Genomic DNA, 13,436 nt, shown 5'->3' with positions numbered 1-13,436 from the left:
CGACCCCGACCCGTCCCGCAGGATCGAGAAGCACCTATCGACGCTCGACCGAAACGGAGCACTATGAAAGTCCTACGCAGACTGGCCGCGTCGGCCATGGCCCTGACCCTGGCCGCCACCGGGATGCTCGTCGAGACGACAGCCGCCCAGGCGATCATCGGCGGCAGCAACGCCGGCTACCTGAGGGGGCAGGTCCAGATCTGGGTCAACGGCAACTTCAGCTGCTCCGGCAGCCTCGTGCACGTACGGTGGGTGCTCACCAGCAGCCACTGCGTCCCCCTCGGCATACCGACGTACGGCATCGGGGTCTACCTCGGCGACCGCAGGTTCGGAGCAGGGCACCGCAGCGCGGTCAACTCCATGCAGCGCCGTGGTGAAGGCTACGACCTCATGCTCATCGAGCTTGCTCAGCCGGCAAGGGCGGATCAGGTCATCAAGCTCGGGTACGGGTCGGCACCTGTCAACCAGGAAGTGTCGATCAGCGGCTGGGGGCAAACAAACCACCCCGGTGACGGCCCGCCTCAGGTTTCACCCGTCCTGAAGATCTGCGGCGTACGGATCTATAGGGACAACCAGTCCCATTACACCTACCATCTGGTCTACAAGGGCAGTGGGTTCCCCAGCTACGGTGACTCGGGAGCCGGGTTGATCTACCGGAACCGGGTCGTCGGCGTCTACTCGAACAGCAACCACCAGCGGGACTACCAGTGGATGGGCATCGCGTTCATGACGATCGCCCACCTCAACTGGATCCACACGGCAAGCAGAAATGAAGTCTTCCCACACGTGTACGACTGACTGACATCCCCTGCGCCGGGGCGGCCCAGTTCCCCTGCGGTGCATGTGCGGCCCTTGACCGGTACGTCGCGGTCGAAAGCCGCTGTGCGTCCTGTGGAGCGGAGGGCGTGGGATTCGAACCGACGAAGACATTGCTGCCTTACCGGTTTCCAAGACCACCATGACCGAGGCTCTGACCAGCACGAACAGCAGTCAGCGTTGACACGGCGACACACCGATACGACACGAGACGGCACCGGCAGTGGCAAGCGCCGACCGTCGGCGTAGTACCCGGCCGCCCGCCGCAACGGACGGTTGCCAGAGGACGTCTCCCGGATCTGCTACCGGCAACTGTCGCATCGACGTCGTACCGTCAGGCTGTGACGCTTGCAGACGTGACCCGCTCCGCCGTACTCGCCGCACTGGCTGAGTACGACCGCCTCGGCCAGGATGAGTTCCTTCAACTCCACGGCTTCGGCAAGGCCCAGGCTTACTACCTAGAGCACGGCGGGAAGCTCTACGACTCCAAGGCCATCGTCGGCGCGGCTCATGGCATCAGCGGGGACCGGCCCTGGCGCTCCGATGATTTGACGGGCGGGGACAAGAGCGTGGGCGAGACCCTACGTCGACTTGGCTTCACTGTGCGGTTCATCCGGAACCCGGCGTGGACGCGGGATGAAGTTATCCTTGCATGCGCACTCGTGGAGGCCAACGCCTGGCGAACCATTGCACAGGAGGATGCGCGCGCAATCGAGTTGTCGCGACTCCTTCAGACCTCGGCGATTCACCCGCTGCAGGGACGGCGGGCTGACTTCCGCAACCCAGCAGGAGTTGAGCGCAAGACTTCAGACATTGTGACGCAGCATCCCGACTACGCTGGCACGCCCACCAATGGCAACCGGCTGGATCGCGAAGTCTTGCTTGACTTCCTTCAAAAGCCTGCCGAGATGCACGCAATGGCACTCGCGATACGAGACACCTTAAGCAGTTGGGATAGCAACACCTCGAATCTCTCCGACGCCACCTTGGACGATACAGGCGCAGAGGAAGGGGGCGTGCTGTATAAGAAGCACCTACGCCGCGAACGCGATCCAAGGCTTCGGAGCAGAAAGATTGCCGACGCAAGGCGTCGGGGGATTCCGATTGAATGCGAGGCCTGCGGTTTCAACTTCGGACGCACCTACGGCGACCGGGGAGCTGATTACATCGAGTGCCACCATCGAACCCCGCTCCATGTCACCGGACGGACCGTAACCCGGCTCAGTGATCTTGCCTTGATTTGCTCGAACTGTCATCGGATGATCCATCACTCCAAGCCTTGGCTTGCAGTAGAGGAACTGCGCGATCTCGTAGCCGCCCATCGATAGAGACTCGAAGACAGCGGGCCGCCGCAACAATGACTCGCAGCGGCGGCCTATACGACCCTGGCCGCAAGCATCAAATCACATCGAAATAGACGGCCAGCGGACAGTCAGAACTACGGAACCTCGTTCCGCCTGCCATGAGTGATCGATACCCGGCCCCCACACGACATAGTCGCCCTTGGCGTTCTAGCACGACACTTCCGACCGACAAGTCTAGCCGGAATCGACCCTGCACTAGAACGAGCAGAGTGGTCCGCCCGTCACCGGAAACCCACTCGGCACGCCGTTCCCCCTCGGGATGGATTCCCCACTTGACTTCGAGCGCTTCGGTAGCACGAACACCGCCGTCCGATTCCTGCAAGAAGTGGCCGAGGAGCCAACCCCCCGCGTGCCCACCACATCGATTTGAGGGTTCTCGGTGTACCAGGTATCCGCCATAACTAGTTCAACTCCCACTCAATGTCCGGTATTTCCATTCGTCCCGCCACCAATCTCGCTCAACCGACGCAGCCCTTGCAGTAACGCAAACTGACCCTCATTGCTCCGCGCCGGATCATCGATCAAGGCAGCTATCCCGTTACCGTCAAGGGTTGAGTATCGCTGAAGTCCACCTGAGCACCTATCTGCACGCCTGCGGCAGGCGCGTGAGGTAGCGCTGACACCAGCACAGCAGCGTTCACCGCTGGCGCACCGACCGTATGAACTGCGGCACGCTGCTGTGTCGCTCTGGCTCAATGCTGGGGTGCCAGCAACCCAGTTAGCCCAACGGCCGGACACAGCGTGCACGTGCTGTTGAAGGTTTACGCCTCGTGCATCGACGGGCAGGACGAGGCTGCCCGGAAGCGGATCGAGGGGGCGTTGAGCACCGAGGACCAGGCCGACGCGCCGGATGACGCCAACACGTAGCCGACACGGCCAGCGAGACCCGGCGGCACCGGGGTGGGGCGAAGTGAGACCGGTTCAGCATTCATGAACACGCCCCCCGACTGGCATTCGCGCTGGTCAGGGGGCGTTTTTTGCTGGCTAGGTGAGCGGAGGGCGTGGGATTCGAACCCACGAAGACATTGCTGCCTTACCGGTTTTCAAGACCAGCGCCATCGGCCACTAGGCGAGCCCTCCCGGTGCGAGGCGAGCCGGAGACGGTGGCTGCCGCGCCGCTGTGCCCTAGTGTGCCACGGGCCCGGAACCGGTGCCCGGCCCCATGGTTAACGCGGCGGTAGCCGCCTGGCAACCGGCCCGACGGGTAAGACTGTTGCCATGCATGCGATCACCGTGCCGCAGCCCGGCGGGCCAGAGGCCCTGACGTGGGCCGAGGTGCCCGACCCGACCCCGTGCCCGAACGAGGTGATCGTCGACGTGGCGGCGACCGCGGTCAACCGGGCCGACCTGCTGCAACGACAGGGACACTACCCACCGCCGCCGGGCGCGTCGCCGTACCTCGGGTTGGAATGCTCGGGGGTGATCAGCGCGGTCGGCGCGGAGGTCTCCCACCACCGGGTCGGCGACCAGGTCTGCGCGCTGCTGGCCGGCGGCGGGTACGCCGAACGGGTCGCCGTGCCGGCCGGTCAGCTGCTGCCGGTGCCGGCCGGGTTGAGCCTGGTCGACGCGGCCGCGCTGCCCGAGGTGGCCTGCACGGTCTGGTCGAACGTGGTCAAGCTCGCCGGTCTGCGGGCCGGTGAGTCGCTGCTGGTGCACGGCGGTGGCAGCGGCATCGGTACGTTCGCGATCCAGCTGGGCGCGGCGCTCGGCGCGACCGTGCTGACCACGGCGCGGGCCGGCAAACACGAGCAGCTGCGGGCGTTGGGCGCCCACCACACGATCGACTACACGACGGAGGATTTCGTCACCCGGGCCCGGGAGTTGACCGGCGACGGCGACGGCGGGGTGGACGTGATCCTGGACATCATCGGCGCCGCCTACCTGGAGCGCAACATCGACACCTTGGCGGTCGGCGGCCGGTTGGCGATCATCGGCCTGCAGGGTGGCCGCAAGGCCGAGGTGAACCTCGGGGCAATGCTGGCCAAACGCGCGACGATCTTCACGACCGCGCTGCGGTCCCGGCCGCTGGCCGAGAAGGCGGAGATCGTCCGTCGGGTGCACGACCAGGTGTGGCCGCTGGTGGCCTCCGGGGCGATCCGGCCGGTGATCGACCGGCGGCTGCCGCTGGCGCAGGCCGCGCAGGCGCACCGCGTCGTCGAGGGCAGCGACCACCTGGGCAAGGTCCTGCTGGTCACCGGCGAGGATTAACTCCCGCCGTCGAGCAGCAGACGGGGGCCGGGGCCGGCGGCGGCGAGCCGGTCGGCGGGGTTGTTCAGCGTGCAGGACTGCAGCGACAGGCAGCCGCAGCCGATGCAGTTGGTCAGGTCGTCGCGCAGCCGGGTCAGCAACGCGATGCGGTCGTCCAGCCGGGCCCGCCAGCGTCGGGACAGCCGCGCCCAGTCGGCCTTGGTGGGGGTACGCGACGCCGGCAGGTCGTCGAGGGCGGCCCGGATCTCCTCCAGCGGTACGCCGATCTGCTGGGCAGTCCGGATGAACGCGACCCGGCGCAGTTCGCTGCGCTCGTACCGGCGTTGGTTGCCGCCGGTCCGGTCGGCCCGGATCAGCCCGAACTGCTCGTAGTAGCGCAGCGCCGAGGGTGCCACCCCGGACCGGGCGGCCAGCTCACCGATCGTCAATGCCTTCTGCATCACACAGCCCTTGAGTTCAAGTCCGCTTGAAGTTGCAGAGTAGTGGCATGACCACGTTCGTAGCCAGCCCGGCCGCCGTCACGGACCCACCGGCGGACCCCGGGTACGCGGCGCTCGCACCGCTGTTGCGTCGGATCACCGGCGACGAGAAGCACGAGCCGAGCGCTTACTCGACACTGGACGTCCTCTGGGTCCTCTACGACCGGATCCTGCGGGTCGACCCACAGACGGTCGACGCCGTCGACCGGGACCGGTTCCTACTGTCCAAAGGACACGGGCCGGCCGCCTACTACGCCGTACTCGCCGCGAAGGGTTTCCTGCCGCACACCTGGCTCGACGACCTGGCCGGGCCGGACAGCCCGCTCGGGCACCACCCGGACCGGCTGCTGGTGCCCGGCGTGGAGATCGGCTCCGGGTCGCTCGGGCACGGCCTCGGGCTCGGCGTCGGCATGCTGCTCGGCCTGCGCGCCCAGGGCCTGACCCGCAGCTGCGCCCAGGGCCCGGCCGCCGGCTCCGCGCGGGCCGGCGGGGCCCGGGTGTACGTCCTGGTCGGCGACGCCGAACTCGACGAAGGGTCCAACCACGAGGCGATCGCGTACGCCGGCAGCCGGCAGCTCGCCGACCTGACCGTGGTCGTCGTCGACAACGATTCGGCCACCCACGGCTGGCCTGGGGGCCTGGCCAGCCGGTTCACCGTCAACGGCTGGTCGGCGTCGGTCGTCGACGGGCACGACCACGACGCGCTGACCGCCGCACTGACGGGCCACGACGGCGTACGGCCGCATCTGGTCGTCGCCCGGGTCCCGGCCAAGTACGCCGCCCCTGCCCCCAAGTCGTCCAGCAGCGGCTCGGGGTCGTCCAGCAGCGGCTCGGACGAGGAGGAGGACGGACATGCGTGAGGCGTTCACCAGGGCCGCCACCGGACTGCTCGACGACGACCCGCGTACCGCCGTCGTGTTGGCCGACATCTCGGCCGACGCCTTCGCCCCGGCCGCCCGCCGGCACCCGGACCGGGTGCTCAACGTCGGCATCCGGGAGCAGCTGATGATCGGGGTAGCCGGTGGGCTGGCCCTGACCGGGCTGCGGCCGATCGCCCATTCCTACGCCCCGTTCCTGGTCGACCGGGCGTACGAGCAGATCAAGCTCGACCTCGACCACCAGGGCGTCGGTGCCGTGCTGGTCAGCATCGCCGGCTCGTACGACGCGTCGGCGGAGGGGCGGACCCACATGTCCCCCGGCGACGTCACCCTGCTCGACACGGCAGGACAGTGGACGGTGCACGTGCCGGGGCACGCCGACGAGGTCGGGCCGCTGCTGCGTGCCGCCGCCGCCCACGACGACCCGGTCTACCTGCGGCTCGGTACGCGGGCCAACCGTGGCCTGCACGGCGACGCGGTGTCGGGCCGACTGGTGACGGTGCGTCGGGGCAGCGGGGGAGCCCCGGTCGTCGTCGCCGTCGGCCCGATGCTGGACCCGGTGCTGGCGGCGGTCGACGGGCAGGACGTGACGGTGGCGTACACCAACACCCCGCGACCGTGGGACGCCACCGGCCTGCGGATGCTGGTCGACCAGGCGGCACCGGTGGTGGTGCTGGTCGAACCGTACCTGGCCGGCACCTCCAGCCACCTGGTCGGCGAGGCGCTGGCGGACCGGCCGTACCGGCTGCTGGCGTTGGGGGTCGGCCGGCGGGACCTGCACCGGTACGGCAGCCCAGCAGACCATGACCGCTGGCACGGGCTGGACCCGGCCGGCCTACGCCACTCGATCATCCGCTTCATCGCCCCATGAACCCATTCCGCCCATGATCACGACCTCATGATCGCGGCGATCTTGCAGTTATCGACCGACAATCCGGACAAATCTTCGCGATAACTGCAAGATCGTCGGGGAGAGCGGGTCGTCGAGGAGAGCGGGGGGCGTCAGGGAGTGCGGGGGTCAGGAGGAGGCGGTGGTGGAGCGTCCTCCTTGGCGACGGGCGCGCTCCCGGCCCAGAATCCACAGGGCCTCCACCCCGTCCTTCCAGGTGATCTTCTTGCCTTCCTCGCGGCCACGCGCCCGGTAGGAAATCGGCACCTCGTACGGGCGGATCCGCTGGCGCAGCAGCTTGCCGGTCACCTCGGCCTCCATGCCGAACCCGCGCGACTTGACGTCCAACGAGCGGTACAGCGACAGCGGCAGCAGCTTGAAACAGGTCTCCAGGTCACCGATGTAAGAGTTGAACAGCACGTTGGCCGCCGTGGTGACCGCCTTGTTGCCCATCACGTACCAGAAGCTGTAGGCGCTGTGGCTGCCGAACGTGCGATTGCCGTAGACCACGGTGGCCCGCCCATCGAGCACCGGCTCCAGCAGCTTCGGAATGTCCTGCGGGTCGTACTCCAGATCCGCGTCGAGGATCACCATGTAGTCGCCCTCGGCCGCCTCGACCGCCGTACGGATCGCCGCACCCTTGCCGGCGTTGCGCGGGTGGGTGATCACCCGCAGCCGGGCGTCGTCGACCCGCCCCAGGATCTCGCCCGTGCCGTCCCGGCTGCCGTCGTCGACGACGACAAGCTCGATCTCACACGGGTAGTCCACGGCGAGCGCCTGCTTGAGGGCGTTCCCGACGCGTTCTTCCTCGTTGTAGACCGGCATGAGGATCGAGAGCTTCACCATGGTCTCCGAACGCAAATGATGGCAGTCGCCCTAGACTAACCCGGTCGGCACTGGATCACCTGCCCCACTGACACCTGGTGTGTCCACCTCCCGGAGCCGGGCGCACTCAAGGTCAACCCCACCGTACGAAGCGTGTCCGACGCGGGTGCGGACGGCTTCCGTACGCCCGATGGTGTTTACTTCCCGCCATGCCAGCCGGCTGGATGATCGCCCTGTTAGCGCCGCCACTGCTGTCAGTCCTCGCGGCCTACCTGGTGCGTCCCGGGTCCGACTCCCACTTCCGACTGCCGGCGGCCGGGCGGCGGACGATCGTGCTGGCCGCGCTGGTCACCGGCACGTTCGCGGTGCTCACGGTCGAGCTGTGGGGCGCCGTCGGCGGGCTGACCGCACCGGTGATCGGGCTGACCTGGCTGGCCGCGCTGGTGGTTCTCGGCGTCGCCGCCGCGCTGCGGTGGCGACGGGACGGCCGCCCGGCACCCCGTACGCTCGCTGCCCGTCGGTGGGCCCGGCTGCGACAGATCTGGGGTACGGCGACCCGCGCCGAGCGGCTGTTGGCCGTCGCTGTCGGCGGGATGCTCGGTGTCGAGCTGCTCGTCGCGCTGCTCGCCGAGCCGAACAATGTCGACTCGCAGACCTACCACCTGCCGAAGGTGGAGCACTGGGTGGCCCAGGGTGACCTGCAGCTCTGGGCGACGGCGATCCACCGTCAGGTGACGATCCCGCCGGGTGCCGAGTATCTGCTGCTGCACCTGCGGCTGCTGACCGGCGGCGACGCGCTCTACAACCTGGTGCAGTGGTTGGCCGGGGTCGGCTGTCTACTGATCGTGACCCGGATCGTCGCCCAGTTCGGCGGCGGCCGCCGGGCGCAGCTGATCGCCGCCTTCGTCGCCGGGACCACCCCGATGGTGGTGCTGCAGGCCACCAGCACCCAGACCGATCTGGTGGCGGCGGCGTGGACGGGCTGCGTCGCCACGCTCGCGCTGGACGGGCTACGCCACCGGGCAAGCATCGGTACGGTCCTGGCGCTCGGCGCCGCGACCGGGTTGACCGCGTTGACGAAGACCAGCGGTCTGCTGGGTGCCGGCCCGCTGCTCGTGCTCTGGGGGCTGGGTCAGCTGCGACTGGCCGGCTGGCTGCGCCGGCCCGGCGCGGTGCTGCGACCCGGCGCGGTGCTGCGACCCGGGGCGGTGCTACGGACCGGGGCGGCGTCGCTGGCGATTCTGGCGGTCGCCGGGGTCGTCGTCGGTCCGTTCCTTGCCCGGATCACCGACGAGTTCGGTCACCCGCTCGGCCCGCCCCGGCTGCGCGAGTCGGCCCCGTGCAGCGGCACGACCCTGCGGCGGTGTTCGTCAACGGGTTGCGGGTGGGGCACACCGCGTTGGACACGCCGTTGGCGCCGCTGCGGGCCGGCACCGCGGCGGCGATCGTGGCGGTCGCCGAGGCGATCGGGGTGGACCCGCAGGATCCGGAGATCACCTTCCACCGGACCGAGTTCCCGGTGCCCGCCTGGTACCCGGACGAGGACCGGGTCGCGTTCCCGCTCGCCGGTGGCCTGGCGCTGGTCGCCGGGGTGGTCGCGTTGGCCCGGCCCCGGCTGGTGGCCCCGGCCGCACCGGGCGCGGTCCGGGCGTACGCCGCTGCGGTCGCGGCGGCGCTGCTGCTCTACTTCGCGATGATCAAGTGGCAGCCGTGGGGGAACCGCTTGTTGCTGTTCTGCCTGATCCTGGCCGTCCCGCTGGTCGGGCTCTGGTTGGATGCCCTGTTCCGGCGCCGCGCCGACGGCGGTCCGGGTGGGCGACGGTCGGTGGCGGCGATCGCCGCCGTGGCCGTGCTGGCCACGGCGGCGCTGTCCGGTGTCCTGGCGGTGTCGTACGGCTTTCCGCGTCGGCTCGTCGGGGCCGGATCGGTGTTCACCACCGACCCGTGGGACACCCGGTTCCTGCGTCGGCCGCACTGGGCGGCGGACTTCCGGTGGGCGGCCGAGGAGGTACGCCGTGCCGACGCCCACCGGATCGGCGTGGTGCAGCAGAACATCACCTGGGAGTACCCACTGTGGCTGGTGCTGCCTGAGCACGACATCGTGTCGCTGCAGTCGGTGCTGCCGAACCGGCCGCCGGCTGATCCGGCGTCGGTCGACGCCATCGTCTGCCTCGGTGAGCGCGACGACTGTACGGAGTTGGTGCCGGACGGTTGGGCGGTGCGCTACCAGGGCTATGTCGGCGTCGCCACTCCCCCTTCCTGATCGACCACGCGGCACGGGATCCGCACCGCCGGGCAGCGGCACGGGACCTGCACCGCCGGGCACGACGGCGGACGACGTGCACCGGCGGTGACGACGGACGGTAGGGTCGCCCCATGGGCGACAAGGATGATCTGCCGGCACCGAGGCGGCGTCGGCCACCGATCTGCCCGAAATGCCTCGGGGCAGGGAAAGCTTTCACCTTTGCCCTGATCGGCGGACGCACCCGGGAGGTCTGGCTGAAGTGCTCGACCTGCTCCGGTTCGATCCAGTCGCCGGTCGCCGGGCCGTGAACCACTCCGAACACGCGCGTCGGGCGGTGGCAGGCAGCGCGGCGACAGGCGGGTCTGACGACGGCAGACGCGCGCGGGTCTGCCGACGGCAGACTGGCGCGGGTCAGGCGGCGGCGGTGCTGCGGGCGTCGAGCGGGCGGGCCAGGAACGCGTAGCTGAACAGCGCTTCGATGTGGCTGGCCCGGCCCGGGTCGGGGACCTTGATCAGGAAGCGTTCCCGGATGCCGTCGATGGCGGTGACCGCGAGTTCGACGATCCCGGCGCGCGGGTCGGTGGTCCAGGTGACGTGGTCCAGGTGTCGTAACTCGCTGTTGAGGTGCAGCCGCAGGCGGCGCCACAGGATCGTCTCCTGGGTGACCACCAGCCGGCGTCGGGTCAGTAGGAGCAGGTAGTCACCCTGCATCGGCTGGTCGGGGCGTTGGCACCGGGCGACGAGGACGGTGCGTTCGTTGGGGGAGACACAGCGCCGGAGCACCGGCATGTGTCGGCTGGTCGTGGATATCGGCACGGCGGTCTCCGCCGCCGCGGGCAGGAACGTACGGGAGAAGACGTCCATGTCGTGTTAACGACACGTCAACCCATCATGACTCGGGGTAATGGCGAAATTTCAGCTACAGAATTTCCACGATGGTGGCGTTGGCCATCCCGCCGCCCTCGCACATCGTCTGCAGGCCGTACCGCACGCCGGTCGACCGCATGTGGTGCAGCATCGTCGTCATGATCCGGGCCCCACTGGCGCCGAGCGGGTGGCCGAGGGCGATCGCACCACCGCGCGGGTTGAGCCGGGCCGGATCCGCCCCGGTCTCGGCCAGCCAGGCCAACGGCACCGGCGCGAACGCCTCGTTGACCTCGTACACCCCGATCTCGGCCAGGCTCAGGCCGCTGCGACGCAGCGCCCGTTCGGTAGCCGGGATCGGCGCGGTCAGCATCATCACCGGGTCGTCGCCGACCACCACCGCCGTGTGCACCCGGGCCAGCGGCCGTACGCCGTGCTCCCGCGCCCACTGCGAGGTGGTCACCGCGAGCGCCGCCGCGCCGTCGGAGATCTGCGACGCCGACCCGGCGGTCACCACCCCGTCGGCCCGGAACGGGGTCGCCAGTTCGCCGAGCTTGGCGAGCGAAGTGTCGCGGCGGATGCCCTCGTCGGCGCCGACCTTGTCGCCGGCCGGCGACTCACCAGGTGCGCCCGGTGCCGGGCCGGAGCCGGCCACCGGCACCGGGGCGATCTCCGCGTCGAACTCGCCAGCGTCCTGCGCCGCCGCTGCCCGCTGATGGCTGGCCAACGCGAACTCGTCCAGCGCGGTACGGGACAGCCCCCACCGGGCCGCGATCAGCTCGGCGCTGACGCCCTGGTTGAACGGCACCGGCTCGTCGGCAGTGACGCCGTCGACGCCACGGTAGCGGTCCCGCACCTGGTCGCCGAAGGGTCGTCCGGTGCCGGTGCTGGCACCCATCGGGACCCGGGTCATCGACTCGACCCCGCCGGCCACCACCAGATCGGCCTGGCCGGAGATCACCGCCGCCGCAGCGAAGTGCAGGGCCTGTTGACTCGAACCGCACTGCCGGTCCACCGTGGTGGCGGGCACCGACTCCGGCCAGCCGGCAGCGAGTACGGCACTGCGGGCGATGTTCCAGCTCTGGTCGCCGACCTGGAAGACGCAGCCCCAGACGACGTCGTCGACGTCGCCCGGGTCGATGCCGGTCCGCTCGACGAGCGCGCGCAGCACGTGGCTGGACAACTCCACCGGGTGCACCGACGCCAGCGCACCCTTGCGCCGTCCGACCGGTGTCCGGACCGCCCCGACGATGACCGCGTCCCTCATGCCTACTCCCCGGTAACTTGGTTGCGGCAATCCTACGCCGTGCCCCGTACCGCTGGCATCCTTGACCGGTGCGCGACGACGACACCACCGACCACGCCGACCACGACGGGCCGGCGGGTCGTCCCGACCCGGACACGACGCTGCCACCGGCGACGAGTTGGCGGGTCCCGGCGAAGGTGCCGGTCGCGAAGGTCGTCGCGGCGGCGCTGGTCGCCACGGTCGGGCTGCTGTTCGCCGATGGCGACCCGATCCGGTCGGCCCTCGGCCTGGTGGCCGCCGCCGGGCTCACCGGCTGGGCGCTGCGCGACCTGCTGGTGCCGGTACGGCTGACCGCCGGCCCGCAGGGCGTCGAGGTGGTCACCGGGCTCGCCGGTCGACGCATCATCGAATGGCAGCGGGTCGAGTCGATCACCGTGGACCGCCGCGGGCACCGAGGTGTCCGTACCGAACTGCTGGAGATCGACGCCGGCGATTCGCTGCACCTGCTCGGCGGCACCGACCTCGGCGCGGACCCGGCCGAGGTGGCGGCCACCCTGACGACGTGGTGGCATGCCCACGGCGGCCGCCAGCCGTGATCAGCCCGCGTGGGCGAGCGCTATCCGGGCCACCGTGAGCAGGATCAGGAAGAGCAGCACCCCGCCGCAGCCGACCGCCTGCACCACGGTCCGGTTGGTCCGTGGTGCGTAGGCCAGGATCGTGCCGATCAGCGCCCCGGTGATCAGCCCGCCGATGTGCCCGGCGATCGACAGGCTGGACACGGTGAAGGTGAGGATCAGGTTGATCACCAGGATGCCGACGACCGCAGAGGTGTCACGCTTCAGCCGGCGCAGCACGATGAAGAAGGCGGCGAACAGGCCGAAGACGGCGGTCGACGCGCCGGCCGACAGCGAGTTGGGCGAGATCAGGTACGCCGCCACGTTGCCGCCCAGCCCGGCGATCAGGTAGAGCGCCAGGAAGCGGGCCGGCCCGAGCACGGACTCGAGATTGCGGCCGAGCACCCACAGCGCCCACATGTTGAACAGCAGGTGCAGCAGGCCGTAGTGGATGAACATGGCGGTGATCAGCCGGTAGACGCCGCCGTTGTCGATGCCGACGAAGACGTCGCCGTACATCGGCAGGGCCCCGCCCAGGACGGTGCCGTTGGCCCGGACCGTCACGTCCGGGCCGATCACGCCACCGAAGCCGTGCAGCCACCCGGCGGCGGAGAACAGCCCCGCGCCCAGCAGCGAGCCGCCACCGGAAACCACCAGACCGATCACCGCCGCGAGTGCGTTGAGGCCGATCAGGACCTTGGTGACGATGCCCTGCTGGCCGGCGGCACTGCCACCGAAGGCGGTACGCGCCGACCGCTGGGTCCGCCGCCCTTCGGCTACGCACTCCGGGCACTGGTGCCCGACCGCAGCTTCCTGCATGCAGTCGGGGCAGATCGGCCGCTCGCACCGGGAGCACCGGACCCAGGTCTCCCGGGAGGTGTGCCGGTAGCAGACCGGCACGGTGGGGGCCGGATCACTCATCGCGATCACTCATCGCGCCACCTCGCTGCGCCGACGTCGGCCGTCGGAGTCCCGGTGCGTCTCCATGAACGCCAAGGTTACCTGCCG

Annotated in this window: 13 protein-coding genes, 1 tRNA gene and 1 pseudogene; 9 read left to right on the top strand and 6 right to left on the bottom strand. The window is 69.7% G+C overall.

From position 1 onward, the window contains the following. Positions 1-63 precede the first annotated feature (63 nt). The 3 genes and pseudogenes from O7623_RS21420 to O7623_RS21410 all read left to right on the top strand — a co-directional run. A complete protein-coding gene (locus O7623_RS21420; RefSeq protein WP_282224798.1) occupies positions 64-798 on the top strand; it encodes a trypsin-like serine protease in 735 nt (244 codons plus the stop codon). Between the two features lie 359 nt (positions 799-1,157). After that, entirely contained in the window at positions 1,158-2,144 is a 987-nt protein-coding gene (locus O7623_RS21415) for an HNH endonuclease (RefSeq protein ID WP_282224797.1), read from the top strand. A gap of 652 nt (positions 2,145-2,796) precedes the next feature. Further along, positions 2,797-3,047, top strand: a pseudogene (locus O7623_RS21410) (integrase); the annotation flags it as partial. A gap of 126 nt (positions 3,048-3,173) precedes the next feature. On the opposite strand, the gene O7623_RS21405 reads toward O7623_RS21410, so the two are convergent. Next, positions 3,174-3,260: transfer RNA gene (locus O7623_RS21405), tRNA-Ser, on the bottom strand. 138 nt (positions 3,261-3,398) lie between these two features. Here O7623_RS21405 and O7623_RS21400 point away from each other — a divergent pair. Beyond that, on the top strand, positions 3,399-4,388 hold the full coding sequence (locus O7623_RS21400) for an NAD(P)H-quinone oxidoreductase (RefSeq protein ID WP_282224796.1): 990 nt from the start codon (positions 3,399-3,401) through the stop codon (positions 4,386-4,388). Here the strand turns inward: O7623_RS21400 and soxR are convergent. After that, positions 4,385-4,828: a redox-sensitive transcriptional activator SoxR gene (gene soxR, locus O7623_RS21395; RefSeq protein WP_282224795.1), complete on the bottom strand. Its 444-nt coding sequence runs from the start codon at positions 4,826-4,828 to the stop codon at positions 4,385-4,387. The two genes, O7623_RS21400 and soxR, sit on opposite strands and share 4 nt — an antisense overlap. 47 nt (positions 4,829-4,875) lie before the next feature. Between soxR and O7623_RS21390 the strand changes: the two genes are divergently transcribed. Beyond that, positions 4,876-5,727 (top strand): transketolase, encoded by an 852-nt coding sequence (locus O7623_RS21390; protein WP_282224794.1) that lies wholly within the window; start codon positions 4,876-4,878, stop codon positions 5,725-5,727. Then, positions 5,720-6,616, top strand: a complete 897-nt coding sequence (locus O7623_RS21385; RefSeq protein ID WP_282224793.1) for a transketolase — start codon at positions 5,720-5,722, stop codon at positions 6,614-6,616. The genes O7623_RS21390 and O7623_RS21385 overlap by 8 nt, the downstream gene beginning before the upstream one ends. Before the next feature lie 147 nt (positions 6,617-6,763). Here O7623_RS21385 and O7623_RS21380 read toward each other — a convergent pair whose 3' ends face one another. After that, positions 6,764-7,477: a glycosyltransferase family 2 protein gene (locus O7623_RS21380; protein WP_282224792.1), complete on the bottom strand. Its 714-nt coding sequence runs from the start codon at positions 7,475-7,477 to the stop codon at positions 6,764-6,766. A gap of 191 nt (positions 7,478-7,668) precedes the next feature. Here O7623_RS21380 and O7623_RS21375 point away from each other — a divergent pair, with 191 nt between their 5' ends. Both O7623_RS21375 and O7623_RS21370 read left to right on the top strand, forming a co-directional pair. Next, complete coding sequence (locus tag O7623_RS21375; protein ID WP_282224791.1) at positions 7,669-9,156, top strand: hypothetical protein; 1,488 nt, start codon at positions 7,669-7,671, stop codon at positions 9,154-9,156. After that, positions 9,060-9,722 carry a hypothetical protein gene (locus O7623_RS21370; RefSeq protein ID WP_282224790.1) on the top strand — a complete coding sequence of 221 codons (663 nt, stop codon included), beginning with the start codon at positions 9,060-9,062 and terminating at the stop codon, positions 9,720-9,722. The genes O7623_RS21375 and O7623_RS21370 overlap by 97 nt, the downstream gene beginning before the upstream one ends. A 393-nt stretch (positions 9,723-10,115) precedes the next feature. Here O7623_RS21370 and O7623_RS21365 read toward each other — a convergent pair whose 3' ends face one another. Together O7623_RS21365 and O7623_RS21360 are read right to left on the bottom strand one after the other, a co-directional pair. Further along, the gene (locus O7623_RS21365; RefSeq protein WP_282224789.1) at positions 10,116-10,568 is read right to left on the bottom strand and encodes a hypothetical protein; all 453 of its coding nucleotides are present in this window, start codon (positions 10,566-10,568) and stop codon (positions 10,116-10,118) included. A 55-nt stretch (positions 10,569-10,623) separates the two neighbouring features. Beyond that, entirely contained in the window at positions 10,624-11,835 is a 1,212-nt protein-coding gene (locus O7623_RS21360; protein WP_282224788.1) for an acetyl-CoA C-acyltransferase, read from the bottom strand. Positions 11,836-11,975: 140 nt separating this feature from the next. Here O7623_RS21360 and O7623_RS21355 point away from each other — a divergent pair, with 140 nt between their 5' ends. Beyond that, entirely contained in the window at positions 11,976-12,410 is a 435-nt protein-coding gene (locus O7623_RS21355; protein WP_282229502.1) for a PH domain-containing protein, read from the top strand. On the opposite strand, the gene O7623_RS21350 is transcribed toward O7623_RS21355, so the two are convergent. Continuing rightward, positions 12,411-13,349: a rhomboid family intramembrane serine protease gene (locus O7623_RS21350; RefSeq protein ID WP_282224787.1), complete on the bottom strand. Its 939-nt coding sequence runs from the start codon at positions 13,347-13,349 to the stop codon at positions 12,411-12,413. Positions 13,350-13,436: the final 87 nt, after the last annotated feature.

This window comes from Solwaraspora sp. WMMD791 (assembly GCF_029581195.1).
Taxonomy (GTDB): domain Bacteria; phylum Actinomycetota; class Actinomycetes; order Mycobacteriales; family Micromonosporaceae; genus Micromonospora_E.
Note: the sequence above shows the minus strand (reverse complement) of the source record. Positions and strands in the feature narration are given on the sequence as shown.

Excerpts from the sequence above, each read along its gene's own strand:
- O7623_RS21420 (WP_282224798.1), top strand. The coding sequence starts at position 64 with ATGAAAGTCCTACGCAGACTGGCCGCGTCGGCCATGGCCCTGACCCTG.
- O7623_RS21400 (WP_282224796.1), top strand. The coding sequence starts at position 3,399 with ATGCATGCGATCACCGTGCCGCAGCCCGGCGGGCCAGAGGCCCTGACG.
- soxR (WP_282224795.1), bottom strand. The coding sequence starts at position 4,828 with ATGCAGAAGGCATTGACGATCGGTGAGCTGGCCGCCCGGTCCGGGGTG.
- O7623_RS21390 (WP_282224794.1), top strand. The coding sequence starts at position 4,876 with ATGACCACGTTCGTAGCCAGCCCGGCCGCCGTCACGGACCCACCGGCG.
- O7623_RS21385 (WP_282224793.1), top strand. The coding sequence starts at position 5,720 with ATGCGTGAGGCGTTCACCAGGGCCGCCACCGGACTGCTCGACGACGAC.
- O7623_RS21375 (WP_282224791.1), top strand. The coding sequence starts at position 7,669 with ATGCCAGCCGGCTGGATGATCGCCCTGTTAGCGCCGCCACTGCTGTCA.
- O7623_RS21365 (WP_282224789.1), bottom strand. The coding sequence starts at position 10,568 with ATGGACGTCTTCTCCCGTACGTTCCTGCCCGCGGCGGCGGAGACCGCC.
- O7623_RS21360 (WP_282224788.1), bottom strand. The coding sequence starts at position 11,835 with ATGAGGGACGCGGTCATCGTCGGGGCGGTCCGGACACCGGTCGGACGG.
- O7623_RS21350 (WP_282224787.1), bottom strand. The coding sequence starts at position 13,349 with ATGAGTGATCCGGCCCCCACCGTGCCGGTCTGCTACCGGCACACCTCC.